The organism is Paraburkholderia sp. BL6669N2, assembly GCF_003387275.1.
In the GTDB taxonomy this organism is placed as follows: domain Bacteria; phylum Pseudomonadota; class Gammaproteobacteria; order Burkholderiales; family Burkholderiaceae; genus Paraburkholderia.
Genome location: NZ_QUNA01000002.1, coordinates 75674 through 91202 on the forward strand (window position 1 = coordinate 75674; position 15529 = coordinate 91202).

Genomic DNA, 15529 nt, shown 5'->3' on the forward strand with positions numbered 1-15529 from the left:
GGGGAAACGACGCATGAGCTCTCAACGACTTCCGGGCCTGCTGTACGCGGTCGCCGGCGTGACCGTCGTGACGGCGCTGGCGTTGCGTCCGGCGAAGCACGAAAAGGCTGGCACGCAGAAGATCAATGCAATCAGGGACGCGCTCGCGAGACCGGTTCGTTCGCCCGCGCTGCGAATACCGCGTGTTCGAACGCATATCGCCGCTGCTCAACGTTTCAATCACAGCTCCGCGCTGCTCGCGCTCTCGGTGCTCGCCGACAGCGCCATGGAGCACTATCGCGGATCGTTCGACAATCCGGCGATGTTCACGCCGCTCGTCTCCGGCACGCTGTCCTTGCTCGCCGGTCTGCATGGCGGACGCGATCACCGGCAGCAGACGCATCAGGTGCGTCATGCCATCTATCTCGCCGCCGCCGCCGCGGGCATCGCGGGAACCGGTTTCCATCTGTACAACGTCACGAAGCGTCCCGGCGGCTGGAGCTGGAACAACCTCTTTCACGCCGCGCCGGTAGGCGCGCCAATGGCGCTGTTGCTCTCCGGCGCGCTGGGCGCGGTGGCGGAACTACTGCGCGACGAGCCGACGCACGATCCGCAATTGTTCGGCATGCCGGCCGGGCGCGCGCTCGGCCTGCTGGTCAGCGCAGGGCTGATCGGCACAGCGGGTGAAGCCGCGCTGCTGCATTTTCGCGGCGCGTTCCAGCATCGCGCAATGTATGCACCCGTCTCGGTGCCGCCACTCGCCGCCGTGCTGCTTGCCCAGGCCGCGCTCGCCGTGCCGCGCGAGCGCTGGTTCACACGCTTCTGGTTGCGCGCTACCGCGGCGCTCGGTTTCGTCGGCGCGGGCTTTCACGCGCGCGGCATCGCGCGCCGGCAAGGCGGCTGGCGCAACTGGAGTCAGAACATCTTCAGCGGACCGCCGTTGCCCGCGCCACCCAGCTTCTCGGCCTTGGCACTGGCCGGTCTCGCCGCTTTGCGTTTGAGGGAGAGCGAAACATGAACGATACCACCCACGCAATGAGAGCCACTCGCTATCCGGGCTACGACGTGCTCGACAAACGCGATACGCCGTCGTGGGACGAGGCCACTCGCGCTGTGATCGCGCAGCGGCTCGCCACGCCCGCCGAGCCGCATTTCTTTAACGCCGTCGAATGGCTGACGGTGTGCGCCGTGTGCGCGTGCATCGTGCCGCAGGCGAATGCGCAGCCGGTGGTGCCGCTTGCGCAGCTGCTCGATGCAAAGCTCGTGAAAAATACCGGCGACGGGTATCGCGACGCACGTCTGCCGCCGCTGCAGCAGGCTTGGCGCACGGGCCTTGCCGCGCTCGATGTGGAAAGCCGCGCGCGTCACGGTCTGCCGTTCGGCAGCCTCGACAAGCCGGGTCAGCACGCACTGCTCGACTCGATGCAACGCGGCGAGCTGACCGGCGACGCGTGGAACGGCATGCCCGCCGCCGTGTTCTTCGCCGAACGTCTGCTGCACGATATCTGCGGCATGTACTACGCACACCCCCACGCGTGGAGCGAAATGGGCTTTGGCGGGCCGGCGAATCCGCGGGGCTACGTGCGCCTTTACTACGACCGCCGCGACCCGTGGGAGGCCGCCGAGGCCAAACGCGGCGACACGGACAAAGCCCGTAAGGAGAACCAGCGTGCTCGATGAAGCGCAACATCATCCACGTGGCACGAACGGGCGCGCTCCCGATGTGTTCGAGCGCGGCGGCTGGATACCCATGCGCGAATATCCGAACGGCGAGGAAGTCGATTTCGCGATTGTCGGCACCGGCGCGGGCGGCGGCGCGCTCGCCTGCCGGCTGGCGGAACAGGGCTTTAGCGTCGTCGCATTCGATGCCGGCGCGTGGTGGCGCCCACTCGAAGAATTCGCCTCTGACGAACACCACCAGTCCAAGCTCTACTGGACCGACGAGCGCATCTGCGACGGCGAAAACCCGCTCAAGCTCGGCAACAACAATAGCGGCAAAGCGGTTGGCGGCAGCACGGTGCACTTTGCAATGGTGTCGCTGCGCTTTCGGCCGGAGTGGTTCAAGTCGCGCAGCGTGCTCGGTTATGGCGCCGACTGGCCGCTCGACTGGCAGGAGATGTGGCGCTATTACGCACAGGTGGAAGACGCATTGAAGATTTCCGGGCCGGTCAACTATCCGTGGGGCCCAAAGCGCCCACGCTACCCATATCGCGCGCACGAACTGAACGCCGCGGCGCTCGTGCTCGCGCGCGGCGCGGAGGCGCTGGGTATCGACTGGACGGCCACGCCGCTCGCAACACTATCCGCGCCGCGCGGCAAAGCGCATCCCTGCGTGTATCGCGGATTCTGCACGTCGGGTTGCGCGACCAATGCCAAGCAAAGCGCGCTCGTCACCTGGATTCCACGCGCGGTGAACGCCGGCGCCGAGATACGCGATCTGGCGATGGTGGGCCGCATCGCGACCAACGACGCGGGCCTCGTTACCGGCGTCGAATATCTGCGCGAAGGACGCTGGCAATTCCAGCGCGCAAAGAACGTGGTGGTAGCGGGCTATGCGATTGAAACGCCACGCCTGTTGCTGATGTCGGCGAATGGACGCTATCCGGACGGTCTCGCGAACAGCTCGGGGCTCGTCGGCAAGAATCTGATGGCGCAGTCGAATCAGGCCGTCTACGGCACCTTCGACGAAGAAATCCGCTGGTACAAGGGGCCGCCTTCACTCGCCATTACCGAACACTGGAACTACAAGGACACGGGTAAAGACTTCTTCGGCGGTTACTCGTATATGAGCCAGGGGCCGCTGCCCATTGTCTGGGTGAGCGTGCAGAACGGGCGCGGTTTGTGGGGCGATGCACTGACCCGCGAGATGCACAAGTACAACCATCAGGCCGGTTTGAAGATAGTCGGCGAGATGTTGCCGCAGGAGCGCAACCGCGTCACGCTCTCCGATGAAAAAGACCAGTACGGTCTGCCCATCGCGCGTGTGACCTATTCGATGTGCGACAACGACAAGCGGCTGATCACGCACTCGCTGAACTTCATGGAACAGGCGCTCGCGGCAGCTGGCGGCATCGACATCTGGCGCGAAACCGACGACACGTGCCACCTCAACGGCACGGCGCGCATGGGCGCGCATCCGTCGACGAGCGTGGTCAACGCCGACTGCCGCAGTTGGGATATCCCGAACTTGTGGGTCTGCGACGGTTCAGTGTTTCCGACCGTGGGCGGCGTGAATCCTTCGCTGACAATCCAGGCCATAGCCTGCCGGACCGCCGACCGTATCGTCGAACTCGCTGCGCGCGGCGAACTGTAGGAAGTGGCCGACGGCGCGCTGGTTTGCGCCAGGAATACCGGTTGCTCGATTGCCGGTGTGATGCGTGCGTCGCTTCGCGATGCCCACAGCAGCCGCCCACCGATACGGGGAGTTGATACATGTCCGACACCGACAACCAGTTCACGATAGTGGGATCGGTTTCCACATGATTCGGCCTGCTTTGCAGATGGGACAGTACGTATCCGCTCTTGCAACCGGTATTTCCGGTCTTCAATCGTAGCGTTCCGAATCCAATCAGACATTTCGCGGGTGCCGGGAACAGCGGTCGCGGACAGGCAGTTAATCGCAAGTCGTTTGGTCTGCTTTGAATCACTGATTGCCTGGCGCGGCAACTCGGACTGGCAGGCGGGACTTTCGAAACGAGCTTAAAAGTTGGGGACGGTGCGCAGGTTCTACCGCACCGGATTTGCGTGGTTCGCATGCGCGCCGCCCACCCAGCGAGGTGGGCATTTTTTTCGCATCCAGCCGCCTGTCGACTGCGTTGCGCGACCGGCGGACAGAGAAGTCCTGGCTCGCTATGGAACTACCCGGCCATTCATGTACAGCGGACCCAAATACGAGAAGCCATGGAAGACAGATCGACCGCCATATGCATTCGTGACGGGCGCATACTACTCGTCGCTCGCGAGCACTCCTCGCGAGTGACCAGGTGGTCATTGCCCGGCGGCAAGCGAACCGTGTCCGAGACCCCGGCCGAAGCGTGCCGTCGGGAATTGGTGGAAGAGACGTCGATTAGCCCGCTGAGTCTCGACTATCTCTTTCAGTTCGGCGGGCTCGCCAAACGGCATTATGTTTTTCTCGCCGAATTGGCGCCGGATGTGCCAGCCCGCGCCAGCAATGAAATTGCGGCGTGTGGATGGTTCACCCCTCGAAAGATTGCCACTTTGCCGGCGAGCGTTCCGACTCGCGAAATCGTGGCCCTCTTCATTCGGCGCTGCGCCCACCCGGCGCTCAAGTGAGCGGCACCTGGACGCCGCGCGCCACCTGGACCTGAAGCACAGAGCCGGCGCAGCGCTATTGCGAACTGGAGGGCTGCGCGTTCGGCGACTGATTCACCGTCGCCTCGCTGCCGGCAGGGCCAACGCTGCTTGCCGCCGAACCGGCGGAAGCGTTCGCACGTTTCGCGGCGTCGCTACTATCCGTGCCGTTCGGCGCCGCGGAGTTGCTTATCACACCGCTGCTGGCGGCATCCATTGAAGAAAGCTTACCGCTCTCGTTACCTGCACGTTTGCAGCCTGCTCCGGCTGCCGCCATGGCGGCAATACAAAGGACGGCGGCGGCGTAATTCAGTCTGCGGTTCATGGCATTAGCTCCTGTTCGTTATAGCCGCAGGCCTGCCTTGGTAAGTAGAACGTGCGCACGGCGTCGCCCGTTAAGTGAGCATTGGGCATGCCTCGCACAGGTACGGGCGTTGCGCCATTGCACGAAGCCGGTCACGACAGGCGCATGCGCGCCCGACCACCACAAGGATGTCACCGTTAGACAGCCCGTAAATCTGGCGCGGATGTTCGACCTCGGACGCGATCTTGAACGCGTTGCAAATCGCCACAGCGATAGCCGCATGCCACTGTCGACGGAATGACGACGCGGTCGCCGGTTTTCGAATCGCGCACGTGCTCACCGATCTTTTCGGCCACGCCGACACCTTCGTACCCGGCACGCTGCGTAAACGTCGCGTCCGTTGCATAACGGATGGCGCTGCAAGCGGTATTCCTGCAATGCGTGGACTTTTGCTTTGAACTTGAATCGCTATTTCGTCGATTCAATTCAATCGTCTCGTTCAGCGCGCGGGTTCCGGTCGCATTGCATCGTCCCTCGATCGCGCCTGCTGTCCACTCGCACTACGGTTTGAGTACCACCTTGATGCAACCGTCCTCCTTGTCGCGGAATGTTTGGTACATGCCAGGACCATCTTCCAGCGACACTGTGTAAGTAACAACAAAAGAAGGATCGATCTGACCTTCCTGTATGCGTTTGAGCAGATCGTCGGTCCACCGGTTGACGTGGGTCTGCCCCATCTTCCAGGTCAGCCCCTTGTTCATCGAAGCGCCGAACGGGATTTTGTCGATCAGTCCGCCATACACACCCGGCACCGAGAGCGTACCTGCAGGGCGGCACACGTAGATCATTTCACGCAGCACATGCGGGCGATCTGTCTCCAGCATCACCGCTTGCTTGACCCTGTCGTACACGGCGTCGAACGAGCGCGTAGCGTGCGATTCCATGCCGACCGCGTCGATGCACTTTTCCGGACCTTTTCCCTGCGTGAGGTCCTTGAGGCGATCAAGGACGCTTTCCTGATCGAAGTTGATCGTGACTGCCCCGCTCGCTTGCGCCATGGCGAGTCGCTCAGGCACACGGTCGATCACGACCACCTGCTTTGCGCCCAGCAGGATCGCGCTACGAATCGCCATCTGCCCGACCGGTCCCGCGCCCCCGATGGCAACGGTGTCGTCAGGCTGAATATCGCGGTTCAGCGCGGCCTGCCACCCAGTTGGGAAAATGTCACCGAGAAACAGGACCTGCTCGTCGGTGAGTCCCTCCGGAATCTTGACGTGTGTAGTGTCTGCCATCGGAACGCGAACATATTCCGCCTGGCCGCCGGGATAGCCTCCGGTCAGATGCGAGTAGCCAAAAAGTCCGGCGGTGGTATGACCGAAGACCTTATCGGCTTTCTCCTTCTTCGCCATGCCCGCAAGCTACGCATAAGCAGCTTCCGTAGAACCGGCAATAATGTGCGAGAGAGGCGAATCTCGTGAAGCGCATGCATGGGGCGCCAAGTGATCCGCCGCCTGATCCTGCTTCCCCTCGCCGAGCCCTGTCTATCGTTGACGCGCATGCGCTATGCCTGGCAGCCACAGAATCAAAGAAAGCCTGCTGCCTTTGCTTTGGTAGGTGGTCCGCAAATTGCGCTAAGACGCGTGTGGAGACAATGGTCGGGGGCACGATGAAAATTCCGGAATCAGCCGTATCGTTCCTGTCGTCGCGTGGCCTCAGACTCGCCACTGCTGAATCCTGCACGGCAGGTCAAATTGCGTCGTATCTCGCAACGGTGCCCGGCAGCGGCTCCTGTCTGGATGTGGGGTTCATCAGCTACTCCCCTTCGGGCAAGGTCGGATTCCTCGGTGTAAAAGCAACCACGATCCGTGACTACGGGCTGACCAGCGAGGAAGTTGCAAAAGAAATGGCAGAAGGTGCGCTTTGCCAGGAAGGTTGCTGCGCAGATGTAGCGGTGTCGAACACGGGCGTGGCCGACGAGGTTCCTGAAGGCGATCCGCCTGCGGGCACGCAATGTTTTGCCTGGTCATTCCGCACGCGCGAAGAAGCTATCGTGACCTTTTCAGAAACCCGCCGGTTTCGCGGCGAGCGCAATGACGTTCGCTCAGCCGCCGCACTCTATGCGCTGTCACGTATTGAACATTATTTCAACCAGCTTCCGCTCGTAAGCCGAGGTCGGCATCCGGAGGGATCGTGTTGATCAGCAAGCCCTTTTTCGGGAGGGCATTCGCGGCCTTCGCCGTCGACAAGCGGGCCGTCCGGCAATGCACTCTGACCTTGATCTGGAAAAAACATGCCATCAGGTAACCTCTCAATGTCGCCCACCATCACTTCCATGATTCGCCTGGACCATATGCATGCCCTTGCGGCATTTCATCGGTATCATCCGGATAGTCTGGGCTGGCGCAAGCGCGCTATCGTCTCTTCGACCTGCGCCGCGTTGGAGATTCATGCACAACTCGAAGAAGAAATCTTTTATCCCGCCATTGCCCGCGTTTTGCCAGACGACGATACGCTGCGCAAGAGCCAGCCTGAGCACGACAAAATGCGGAAAATGATCCGCAAACTTCGAGAGATGAAGCCCGATGACTCAGCCTACGACAGCTCGTTTTTTCAATTGATGCGTGAAGTTATTCATCACGTCGCTGATGAAGAAGCCGTGTTGCTACCCGCTGCCGAGCGGGCGCTTAAGAGCGAACTGCGTACTCTGGGGGCTAGCATGACGCGGCGGCGGATGCAGTTGCTTGCGCAGCGCCCTGGCGAAATTGCCATCAACACTGCCGGGACCTTTCCATTGGCAACGCTCGGCATGGGCGCCTTGCTGATTTTGATGGGCTCGCGCTGTTTGCGCAGTAGCGCGCGATCGGTCCGGTAGACACCATGGTGGGGCGCGTGCACCTCCGCCCGCGCCCCACTCAGAAGGCTCGCACAGAAGCGTCCGGTTACTCGGTTACACCTTTCTTCGCGGCCAGATCCTGCGCCATTTTGTAATGCTCCTTGATGGTCGGCAAGGCCTTCTGCGCAGCTGCCTTGAGGTCCGCGTTCTGCCCTTGCTCGGCTTCCTTCTCGAACGCCGCTACCGCCGCCTTGTGCCCCTCGAGGCCCACCTTCTGGATGTACGCCTGGTCGAAAGCTTTGCCTTTCAGCGGCTTCAGGGAGTCCAGCACCGCCGTATCGGAATTGTCCTTGGGAACTTCTACACCATGCGGCGCCGCCATCTTTAACTGAAGCGTCAGCTTGGTGTGGTCCATCATCATATGATGAGCAAACGACTTCACGTCTTTATCGGTCGACGTGCTGGTCGCGAGCTTTGAAGCGTCAATCTCGGTTGACGAAGACATTGTCGCGGCCTGCACGAAATCCTTGTCCACCTGCGGCAGCTGATTAGCGGCGGTGGTCGATGCGGCTTGCGTCTGGGCCAAAGCGGCAGGACCCGCGAGGCAGAGAATACTGGAAGTGAATGTGACAACAAATGCTTTTTTCATGGAACCCTCTTGATGTTTTCAGGATGACGGACGACTCGGCATCGTCGCAGCAAGCCACATACCCTGAACCGCTGCGCGTGAATCGCTGGAATTTTGCAAAGGGTATCAGTGGCCGCGGAGTACTCGCGCGCTCCGCAGTCCGAGGTCGCTCTACGCTCGTTCAGGCCTCAGCTTTCGCGTGGCCAGCCTTCGACTTACTGCTGCTCTTTCGTGTGGTTTCATCTTCGCCGTCCTGCTGCGAGGCCTTTGCGTTACCCGTCCTTTCGGCAAACTCACTCAACTTCAGGTCAGTCGCCTTTTCTTCCTCGAGCGTTGCCTTGGGCAGTTCGACCCCCTCGCCGAAACCAAGTTGCTTACCGATAGCGCAAAGACTGCCGTATGCAGCGATTTCGTAATGCTCGACCTTCTGCGCCGCGGCCACGAGCCCCGCGTCCAGGACCGGCCCTTTCTCGATCTCGTCGATCAGTTCCTGACGTTCCTCGATCAATCCTTCCATTGCCACGCACTTCATTCGCTTCAAACGGATGTTGCACGTCTCGACAACCTGATCGATCCGTTCCACCTGCCCTCGCGTTTCTTCAAGGTGAAGCTTGAGCGCTTCGCCAGTTGCGGATCGGAAGCGGCGCTTGACAGCTTAGCCAGGGCATTGGTCAACTGCTTTTCCGCACTATAGATATCGGAAAGTATGTGGACAAACAGATCATCGATGGTCTTGCGCTGTGCGACGGTGCACTCCTCATACGGTGAGCGGAGCCTGTCACGGCGCAACGGCAGTGCCCGCTGGGCGCAAAAGAGGGCGGCGATTCAATGCCCATCCCCCTTTGCAGAACGCTATTTGTGCAGTTTGTCCCGCAGCGAACTGACGTCGTTCGCAGTGATCTGCTGTGCGTTGTTGCCCCACGCGCCGCGAATGTAAGTCAGCACCTGGGCGATCTGGACGTCGGCCAGCGTCCCGGCGAAACGCGGCATCTGCTGGCGCCGCGGCCCGGTCAGCGTCGAAGGGCTATTGCCACCTTCCACCATGAGGCGAATCAGCGACGTCGTGTCCTCCGCGAGCACTGACGAATTGCCCGCAAGAGCGGGAAAAGCGTTGCGCACCCCCTCGCCCGCCGCGCCATGACACTGCGCGCAAAACGATCGATACACATTGAAGCCCACCGATAGCGTGTCCGGCACCCGGCTGCCGTTGATTGGTTTGCGCGCAGCGTCCTCGCGCGGCGCGTAAGTACCCGAGGCCCCGCGCGGCGGCAATGACTTGAGATAGCGGCCGATGGCAAGCAGATCGTCGTCCGTGAGATATTGCGAACTGTCCTCGATTTGCTGGACCATGCTGCCGTAGGCGACGTTACCGTCAGCATGTCCCGTCTTCAGAAACGCGGCAATTTCGTTCGCCTGCCAGCGACCCAAGCCTGAGCCGCGGTCACCGGTAAGATTCGGCGCGAACCAATGGTCATTGACGCTGCCGGTCAGAAAATTTGCCGACGATTCGTCGGTCCCGTTTTCCTGGTACGCCGGACCGCGCGGCGTGTGACAACTGCCGCAATGTCCGAGGGATTGCACCAGATAGGCTCCGCGATTCCACTGTGCGTCATCGGCGGCACGCGGCTCATAAGGCTTGTCGGGCACGAAGGCCATCTGCCAGATCCACAGGCCCCAACGCTGGTTGAATGGAAAGGAGACATCTGACTTGATGTTGGGCTTCGGCACCGGCGCAACGCCGTGCATCATGAACGCGTAGAGTGCCCGCAGATCGGCTTCGTCCATCTTCGCGTAGGCCGTGTACGGCATGGCCGGATAGAGCCGCTTGCCGCCGCGCGCAATGCCCTTGCGCAAGACGCGCGCAAAGTCGTCGTAACTGTATGCGCCAATTCCAAAACGGGGGTCGGACGTGATGTTGGTCGACTCGATGGTGCCGAATGGCGAATTGATGCCGAGGCCGCCCGCGTATGGCGCGCCGCCTTGTGTCGCTGTGTGGCAACCCGCGCAATCGCCGGCTTTGGCGACATACGCTCCGCGGGCGAGCATCGCAGCGTCGGACTGGGTCATTGCGAGCGTCGGCAAAGCGGCTGCGGGGCCGGAGGCCGCACTCTTACCTGCCGCACCGGTCATGCGCGCGGCTGACGCTTCCTCACCGTACACGTCGTGCAATGCCGAAGCTGGCCAAACGACTGCCAGCATGAACGGTATGACGGCCAGTATCTGCGATGACCGGCTTGCCGCACATCTGCGCAATGTAGGTAGTGCGCTCATTGCGCGCTCTCCCCCGACAAGGCCGCGGCGGATTCCGCGCGGGCTCGTGGCGGCTCATAGCCTCGCAGCCATCGCATCCCAATCGTCAGGCCGCCAATCAGATAAGCCGCCGCGCCCGGCACCCACATGATGAGCCCACCCGCCTGCTGGTCGTGTAACGGATCGAAGCCGAGCGCACTGGTGGGCTCGACGTAAGACGGATACCACAGGCCCGGCGCGAGCGCGATCAACGCGCCGAGCGCGCTGGTATGGAGCATGGTCGTGAAGACGGACAGCATTGCATGGCCGCCCGATCGACGGGACACGCCTTCGCCGAATACGGTCCACCAGAAAACCAGCGCGCTCAGCATGAAGCTCGTATGCTGCAGCGTATGTATCCACGGATGCGCGAGGGCGGCCTCGAACAGCGCCGGCGCATGCCAGCCCCATAGCGCTGCGGCATGCAGCATCCATCCCGCGAGCGGTGATGTCATGCGGCGCCAGACGCGCGCGAACGTGGGTGCCAGCACCGACCGCCCAACCCAGCGGCGTCCCGCTCGCGGCAGAGACCAGATCCATACACCGAGCGGGCGCCCGAGCACGAGAAGCGGTGCGGCAATCAGCATCATCGTTTCATGCTGGACCATGTGCGCGGAAAAAAGCGCTGCGGAAAGCCTGTCGAGCGGGGAGCACAACGCGAATATCAGGGCGAGCGTCCCGGTCGCGAATGCGCCGGCGTGCCAGGTCCGCCGCGAGCGGCTGCGCCGCGAACCGCGCCGCAACAACCGAAGATAGCCGCTCGCGTAGGCGGCCGTACTGACAAACAGGAGCACAGCAACCCATGCGTCGAACGACCAGCCGAACGACGGCGCTGCTTTCTCCGCGTCGGTAAGCACATGCGCCCACGTCGGCGAAGGGTGTAGCAGCAGCATGGCGGCAGGCGCGGCGATGCGGCATGCCGCGCGGTACGCCGCCCTCATCGGCAGGGTGACAGGAGCCATTGTGGAAACCACATCATCAACTGGATCAGCGCGCACAGCGCGGCCACGGCCATCGCCATGAGCGCAAAAAACGGCCGACGGGCGCCATGCGAGACATAGTTCGCGGCGGGCACGCTTGCAGCAGCGCGCCAGCGGCGATAGGCGAGCCACGCCGCTGCAACGCAGAACAGGAAGCCGGCCGCGCTTACCGCATCAAGCGCCACGTGGCTGCCGGTCCTGCACGCCACCTGCACGAGAGCGTAGTTGATGCTCTGCGCGCCGAGCACCGCCACCGGCGCGGCCAGGAGACCTAGCCAGACGGACATGTCGGCGCGTTTCATAGATGCACCCGTGGCACGAGATAAATGACTGCGTAAATGGGTAGCCAAGTCAGCACGACGAAATACCAGTAGACCGCGTTCTCGCTCGTGTCGAGCAGCCTGCGTTTTTCGAACGGGCCCGTGTAGAGCAGCGCGGTGAGCACGGCTGTGTCAACGGTGTCGGTAATCAGGTGTGTGGTGTGCAACCCGAGCAGCACCCAGACAATCGACCCGTACGCATTGGCGTACCAGATGACGTTCAGCGCGGAAAACTCGAATCCCCGCACCACGAGAAACGCGAGCGCGAACGCTAGACAGACAAGCAGCCACGAGCGCGCTTTCTCACGCTGCCCCTGTTGCGCCGCATTTTTCGCAAACTGGTTCGGCCAAAGGCTCGCGACAAGCAGTGCGGTGTTGATCGTCCCCCACGTAAGCGAAGGGGGCGGCGCGTGCAGAGGCCATGCCGCGTTCACCATACGCAGATAGAAGTACATGCCGATTGCCATGGCAAAGACGGTGCCTTCAATCAGCATTAGCCCCGCAGTGGCCCACCACATCAGGCTGCGATGACTGAAGCCGAAGCTGGGGAGTGCTCGCACGTCGACCACTTCGACCGCTTTGCGCTCCCCCCTGCTGCCGCGTTCCGACGTACTGTTGCGCGCGTTCGCAGGGCGCGTTTGTCGTGTCGCTTTGTGCTCGGGACCAGGTTCGGGCCAGCGTTCGAGCGCACGCGCAACGCGATTCTCCCGCAGGCTGGGCCAGAACCAGACGATCATCGTCACCGCGACCGGCACCGTTCCCCACCACACGGCGGACGGCGTGAATATCGAGCCGATAAAAAACACCGTCGTAGCGACCGCACTCAGGAAAGGCCAGATCGACGGGCCCGGGAAAAGAGGCCGCGTGTCCGGCACCGCGTCCAACGCGGTAGTGGTCAGCACTTCACGCGCATGGACTGCGAGCCCGGCCACGCCGCCCCGCCCACTGTACCCCTCCCACAGCGGCGCGCGACCGCGCACCACGGGCAGCACGTCGAAGTTATGCGGCGGCGGTGCACTCGGCACACTCCACTCGAGCGTGCCCGCTCCCCACGGATTATTCCCGGCGCGCGCGCCCCGACGCAGGCTCGTGGCCACGTTCACAATGAAAAGCAGGACGCTTAGCGCAATCGTGTATGCCCCGACGGTCGCGATCAGGTTCATGCCGTCCCAACCCATACCTTCCGGATAGGTCCACACGCGACGAGGCATGCCGTGCAAACCGAGCAGATGCATCGGGAAAAATGCGACATTGAAGCCGCTGAAGAACAGCCAGAATTGCCAGCGCGCCAGCCGTTCCCCGAGCATGCGGCCAGTGAATTTCGGAAACCAGTAGTGGAAAGCACCGAATAGCGGGAATACGGCGCCGCCGAGCAGGACGTAATGCAGGTGGGCCACGACAAAATACGTATCGTGCACCTGCAGATCGAGTGGCACCGCGCCGAGCATGATGCCTGTCAGCCCGCCGAGCACGAGAATAAAAAAGAATGCGAGAACGAACAGGAGTGGCGGTTTCAAGTGCAGCCGCCCCGTGAGCAGCGTAGCCAGCCAGCAGTAGATCTGAACGCCCGACGGCACCGCGATCAGCACGCTTGCCGCCGTGAAGAAGGTCTTGCCAAGGTCGGGAACGGCTGTCGCGAACATGTGGTGAACCCACAGTCCAAACGCGAGGAACGCCGTCGCAATCAGGGATAGGACCATCGCAGAATAGCCGAAGATCGGACGGCGCGCGAACGTCTCGATGATCGACGACATGAAACCAAGTGCCGGTACGAAAATCAGGTAGACCTCGGGATGGCCGAAGAACCAGAACAGGTGCTGCCACAACAGGACGTCGCCGCCGAGCGCCGGATTGTAGAACTGCGTGCCGACGAGGCGGTCGAGAATCAGCGCGGTGCTTGCCAGCATCACCGCCGGCATCGCGAAAAGCACCATGAACTGCGTAACGAGCGTGGCCCACGCGAAAAGCGGCAAGCGATTGAGCGACATGCCCGGTGCACGCATCTTCAGGATCGTCGTGATCAGCACGATTGCAACGAGCAGCGAGGACAGTTCGGTAAACGTGATCATCTGCGCCCAGATATCGCTGCCCTTGCCGGTTGCGTAGTCCGGGCCTGCGAGCGGCACGTAACTGAACCATCCCGAGCGCGGTCCGGCACCGAGCCCGAATGCGATGAACAAGGTGAGGCCACCAAAGAGAAACATCCAGTAGGCGTAGGCGTTCATGCGTGGGAACGCAACGCTGCGCGCACCGATTAGCAGTGGAATCAGGTACATCGCCACCGCCTGCATTACCGGCACGGCGAACAGGAACATCATTGCGGTGCCGTGAACCGTAAAGAGCTGGTCGTACATATCCGGGCCGACGAGGCGGCTCGCTGGGCGCGCCAGTTGTGCGCGCATGACGAGCGCCATCAAGCCCGCCAGCAGGAAGAAGACAAATGTGGTGACCATGAAACGCCGTGCGATGCTCTTATGGTCGATCGCGCTAAACCATCCGGCCACGCCGCGCGGATCGCGCCAGGTCCGCGCAAGCGCGGCGGGCGCGCCTTCGCCCGCGTCCGGGCCGTCTTTCACCTGCCAGCGGGCTTCGGGGTCATGGTATGTTTCTGTGGTGCTCATTGGAGGGTCGCAAGCCATCGGACGACCGCGAGGCGGTCAGCTTCAGAAAGCGGAACCGCCGGCATTGTCGTACCTGGTTTCTGTGCATCCGGATTGCGTATCCACGCGGCAAGATTTTGCGGCGTATTGGTCAGAACGCCCGCGGCAATCGTCCTTCTACTCATCAGGTGAGTCAGGTCTGGACCGTTCGTGCCGGATGCGCCAGTGCCGCGAACGGTATGGCAATTTCCACAACTCGCCCGTTCGAAGGTGTCGCGGCCATGCAGTGCTACGGTGTCCGTTGTCCGGGCGGCAGGCTGGGACTGCTGTGCGACCCAAGCCGCGTAGCGCTCGGGCGGGTCGGCAACGACGAGCATGGCCATGAGCGCATGCTCGGCGCCGCAGAACTCCGCACACTGACCGCGGTACACACCTTCCCGGTCAGCGCGAAATTCGATGGTGGTGTCGAGGCCCGGAAGCATATCCTTCTTGCCATGCAAGCTCGGCACCCAGAAACTATGGATCACGTCGCTTGCCTGTAATGAGACGATGACGGGACGCCCAACCGGCACGTGCAGTTCGTTTGCAGTGACAAAACCCGGCTGTCCGGCTCCGTCTGGGTACGAGACCTGCCACCACCATTGCGCTCCCACCATCTCAATGCGTACGGGCTTGTCCACGGGCAGCATTGACAGCGCGCGATCCGTGAGCACGTCTGCAACGATGAGTCCAACCAGTACGATGACGGACAACATGCTCGCACCAATGACGAGGCGTCGCGCGCAGACTTCCGGTTGCGTGAGCGAAGCCAGGTCAGGGCCCCGCATGGCCGGTCCTTGCCCGTCCCGGTCATGATTGCGGATCAACGCAACAAGTGTCGCGAGAAGCACCAGAGCAAATACGACCCCGCAGACGACCAGCGACAGATTCCACAGTTGAGCGATGTGCTGCGCCTGCACGCCGGCGGGTTGCGTGGCACCTTGCTGCAGAGGGACACTGGCTCCGGCCACGTTCGGCATTGTGGCCGAGATGCCAACGGCCGCAAGGAAATGCAGACGCGCGCGCTTCGCGGTTGCATAGCAAACGCGCCCTGAGCGCCCCGCACCGAGCCTGGTGTTGACGCCGGCGCGACGGTTCGAAGATCCCTTCATTCGATCAGTTACCCGTGGGGTTAGACGCCCATATGCGCGCCTCTCGGTGCAACGAACCGGGACCTACTGGCTTGCGCCTGCGGCGTGATCGCTCGCGGCGGTAGCGGGCGCCGCGACTTGCGGACCGCTGGCTG

General features: G+C 62.3%; 13 protein-coding genes and 2 pseudogenes. 6 read left to right on the plus strand and 9 right to left on the minus strand.

The window, feature by feature from the left end; translation table 11 throughout:
• The first annotated feature begins 13 nt into the window (after positions 1-13).
• From B0G80_RS22820 to B0G80_RS22835, 4 genes are all read left to right on the plus strand, one after another.
• Entirely contained in the window at positions 14-997 is a 984-nt protein-coding gene (locus tag B0G80_RS22820; RefSeq protein ID WP_116119936.1) for a hypothetical protein, read from the plus strand.
• Positions 994-1659 carry a gluconate 2-dehydrogenase subunit 3 family protein gene (locus B0G80_RS22825; protein ID WP_116119938.1) on the plus strand — a complete coding sequence of 222 codons (666 nt, stop codon included), beginning with the start codon at positions 994-996 and terminating at the stop codon, positions 1657-1659. The genes B0G80_RS22820 and B0G80_RS22825 overlap by 4 nt, the downstream gene beginning before the upstream one ends.
• Positions 1649-3292 carry a GMC family oxidoreductase gene (locus B0G80_RS22830; RefSeq protein WP_116119939.1) on the plus strand — a complete coding sequence of 548 codons (1644 nt, stop codon included), beginning with the start codon at positions 1649-1651 and terminating at the stop codon, positions 3290-3292. The genes B0G80_RS22825 and B0G80_RS22830 overlap by 11 nt, the downstream gene beginning before the upstream one ends.
• 587 nt (positions 3293-3879) lie before the next feature.
• Positions 3880-4272: an NUDIX hydrolase gene (locus B0G80_RS22835; RefSeq protein WP_116119941.1), complete on the plus strand. Its 393-nt coding sequence runs from the start codon at positions 3880-3882 to the stop codon at positions 4270-4272.
• Positions 4273-4327: 55 nt separating this feature from the next.
• On the opposite strand, the gene B0G80_RS22840 is transcribed toward B0G80_RS22835, so the two are convergent.
• A complete protein-coding gene (locus tag B0G80_RS22840) occupies positions 4328-4615 on the minus strand; it encodes a hypothetical protein (protein ID WP_116119943.1) in 288 nt (95 codons plus the stop codon).
• Positions 4616-5154: 539 nt separating this feature from the next.
• A pseudogene (locus B0G80_RS22850) lies at positions 5155-5994 on the minus strand (zinc-binding dehydrogenase); the annotation flags it as partial.
• Between the two features lie 266 nt (positions 5995-6260).
• Here B0G80_RS22850 and B0G80_RS22855 point away from each other — a divergent pair.
• Both B0G80_RS22855 and B0G80_RS22860 read left to right on the plus strand, forming a co-directional pair.
• The gene (locus tag B0G80_RS22855) at positions 6261-6791 is read left to right on the plus strand and encodes a CinA family protein (RefSeq protein WP_106314626.1); all 531 of its coding nucleotides are present in this window, start codon (positions 6261-6263) and stop codon (positions 6789-6791) included.
• A 93-nt stretch (positions 6792-6884) separates the two neighbouring features.
• Positions 6885-7466, plus strand: coding sequence for a hemerythrin domain-containing protein (locus tag B0G80_RS22860; RefSeq protein ID WP_106314615.1), 582 nt, complete (start codon positions 6885-6887; stop codon positions 7464-7466).
• 67 nt (positions 7467-7533) lie between these two features.
• On the opposite strand, the gene B0G80_RS22865 is transcribed toward B0G80_RS22860, so the two are convergent.
• From B0G80_RS22865 to coxB, 7 genes and pseudogenes are all read right to left on the minus strand, one after another.
• Positions 7534-8076 (minus strand): DUF4142 domain-containing protein, encoded by a 543-nt coding sequence (locus B0G80_RS22865; RefSeq protein WP_106286243.1) that lies wholly within the window; start codon positions 8074-8076, stop codon positions 7534-7536.
• A 160-nt stretch (positions 8077-8236) separates the two neighbouring features.
• Positions 8237-8844, minus strand: a pseudogene (locus tag B0G80_RS22870) (ferritin-like domain-containing protein).
• A gap of 63 nt (positions 8845-8907) precedes the next feature.
• The gene (locus tag B0G80_RS22875) at positions 8908-10326 is read right to left on the minus strand and encodes a cytochrome c (protein WP_258878991.1); all 1419 of its coding nucleotides are present in this window, start codon (positions 10324-10326) and stop codon (positions 8908-8910) included.
• Positions 10323-11306 carry a cytochrome c oxidase assembly protein gene (locus B0G80_RS22880; protein ID WP_408968095.1) on the minus strand — a complete coding sequence of 328 codons (984 nt, stop codon included), beginning with the start codon at positions 11304-11306 and terminating at the stop codon, positions 10323-10325. The genes B0G80_RS22875 and B0G80_RS22880 overlap by 4 nt, the downstream gene beginning before the upstream one ends.
• On the minus strand, positions 11282-11611 hold the full coding sequence (locus B0G80_RS22885; protein ID WP_116123666.1) for a hypothetical protein: 330 nt from the start codon (positions 11609-11611) through the stop codon (positions 11282-11284). The genes B0G80_RS22880 and B0G80_RS22885 overlap by 25 nt, the downstream gene beginning before the upstream one ends.
• Before the next feature lie 11 nt (positions 11612-11622).
• Complete coding sequence (ctaD, locus tag B0G80_RS22890; RefSeq protein WP_116119951.1) at positions 11623-14265, minus strand: cytochrome c oxidase subunit I; 2643 nt, start codon at positions 14263-14265, stop codon at positions 11623-11625.
• Entirely contained in the window at positions 14262-15263 is a 1002-nt protein-coding gene (gene coxB, locus B0G80_RS22895) for a cytochrome c oxidase subunit II (protein WP_116123667.1), read from the minus strand. Before coxB ends, ctaD begins: the two co-directional genes overlap by 4 nt.
• Positions 15264-15529 lie beyond the last annotated feature (266 nt).

Bases quoted from the DNA above. Each gene is read 5' to 3' on its own strand.
- B0G80_RS22820 (WP_116119936.1), top strand. From the start codon at position 14: ATGAGCTCTCAACGACTTCCGGGCCTGCTGTACGCGGTCGCCGGCGTG.
- B0G80_RS22825 (WP_116119938.1), top strand. From the start codon at position 994: ATGAACGATACCACCCACGCAATGAGAGCCACTCGCTATCCGGGCTAC.
- B0G80_RS22835 (WP_116119941.1), top strand. From the start codon at position 3,880: ATGGAAGACAGATCGACCGCCATATGCATTCGTGACGGGCGCATACTA.
- B0G80_RS22840 (WP_116119943.1), bottom strand. From the start codon at position 4,615: ATGAACCGCAGACTGAATTACGCCGCCGCCGTCCTTTGTATTGCCGCC.
- B0G80_RS22855 (WP_106314626.1), top strand. From the start codon at position 6,261: ATGAAAATTCCGGAATCAGCCGTATCGTTCCTGTCGTCGCGTGGCCTC.
- B0G80_RS22860 (WP_106314615.1), top strand. From the start codon at position 6,885: ATGCCATCAGGTAACCTCTCAATGTCGCCCACCATCACTTCCATGATT.
- B0G80_RS22865 (WP_106286243.1), bottom strand. From the start codon at position 8,076: ATGAAAAAAGCATTTGTTGTCACATTCACTTCCAGTATTCTCTGCCTC.
- B0G80_RS22875 (WP_258878991.1), bottom strand. From the start codon at position 10,326: ATGAGCGCACTACCTACATTGCGCAGATGTGCGGCAAGCCGGTCATCG.
- B0G80_RS22880 (WP_408968095.1), bottom strand. From the start codon at position 11,306: ATGGCTCCTGTCACCCTGCCGATGAGGGCGGCGTACCGCGCGGCATGC.
- B0G80_RS22885 (WP_116123666.1), bottom strand. From the start codon at position 11,611: ATGTCCGTCTGGCTAGGTCTCCTGGCCGCGCCGGTGGCGGTGCTCGGC.
- ctaD (WP_116119951.1), bottom strand. From the start codon at position 14,265: ATGAGCACCACAGAAACATACCATGACCCCGAAGCCCGCTGGCAGGTG.
- coxB (WP_116123667.1), bottom strand. From the start codon at position 15,263: ATGCCGAACGTGGCCGGAGCCAGTGTCCCTCTGCAGCAAGGTGCCACG.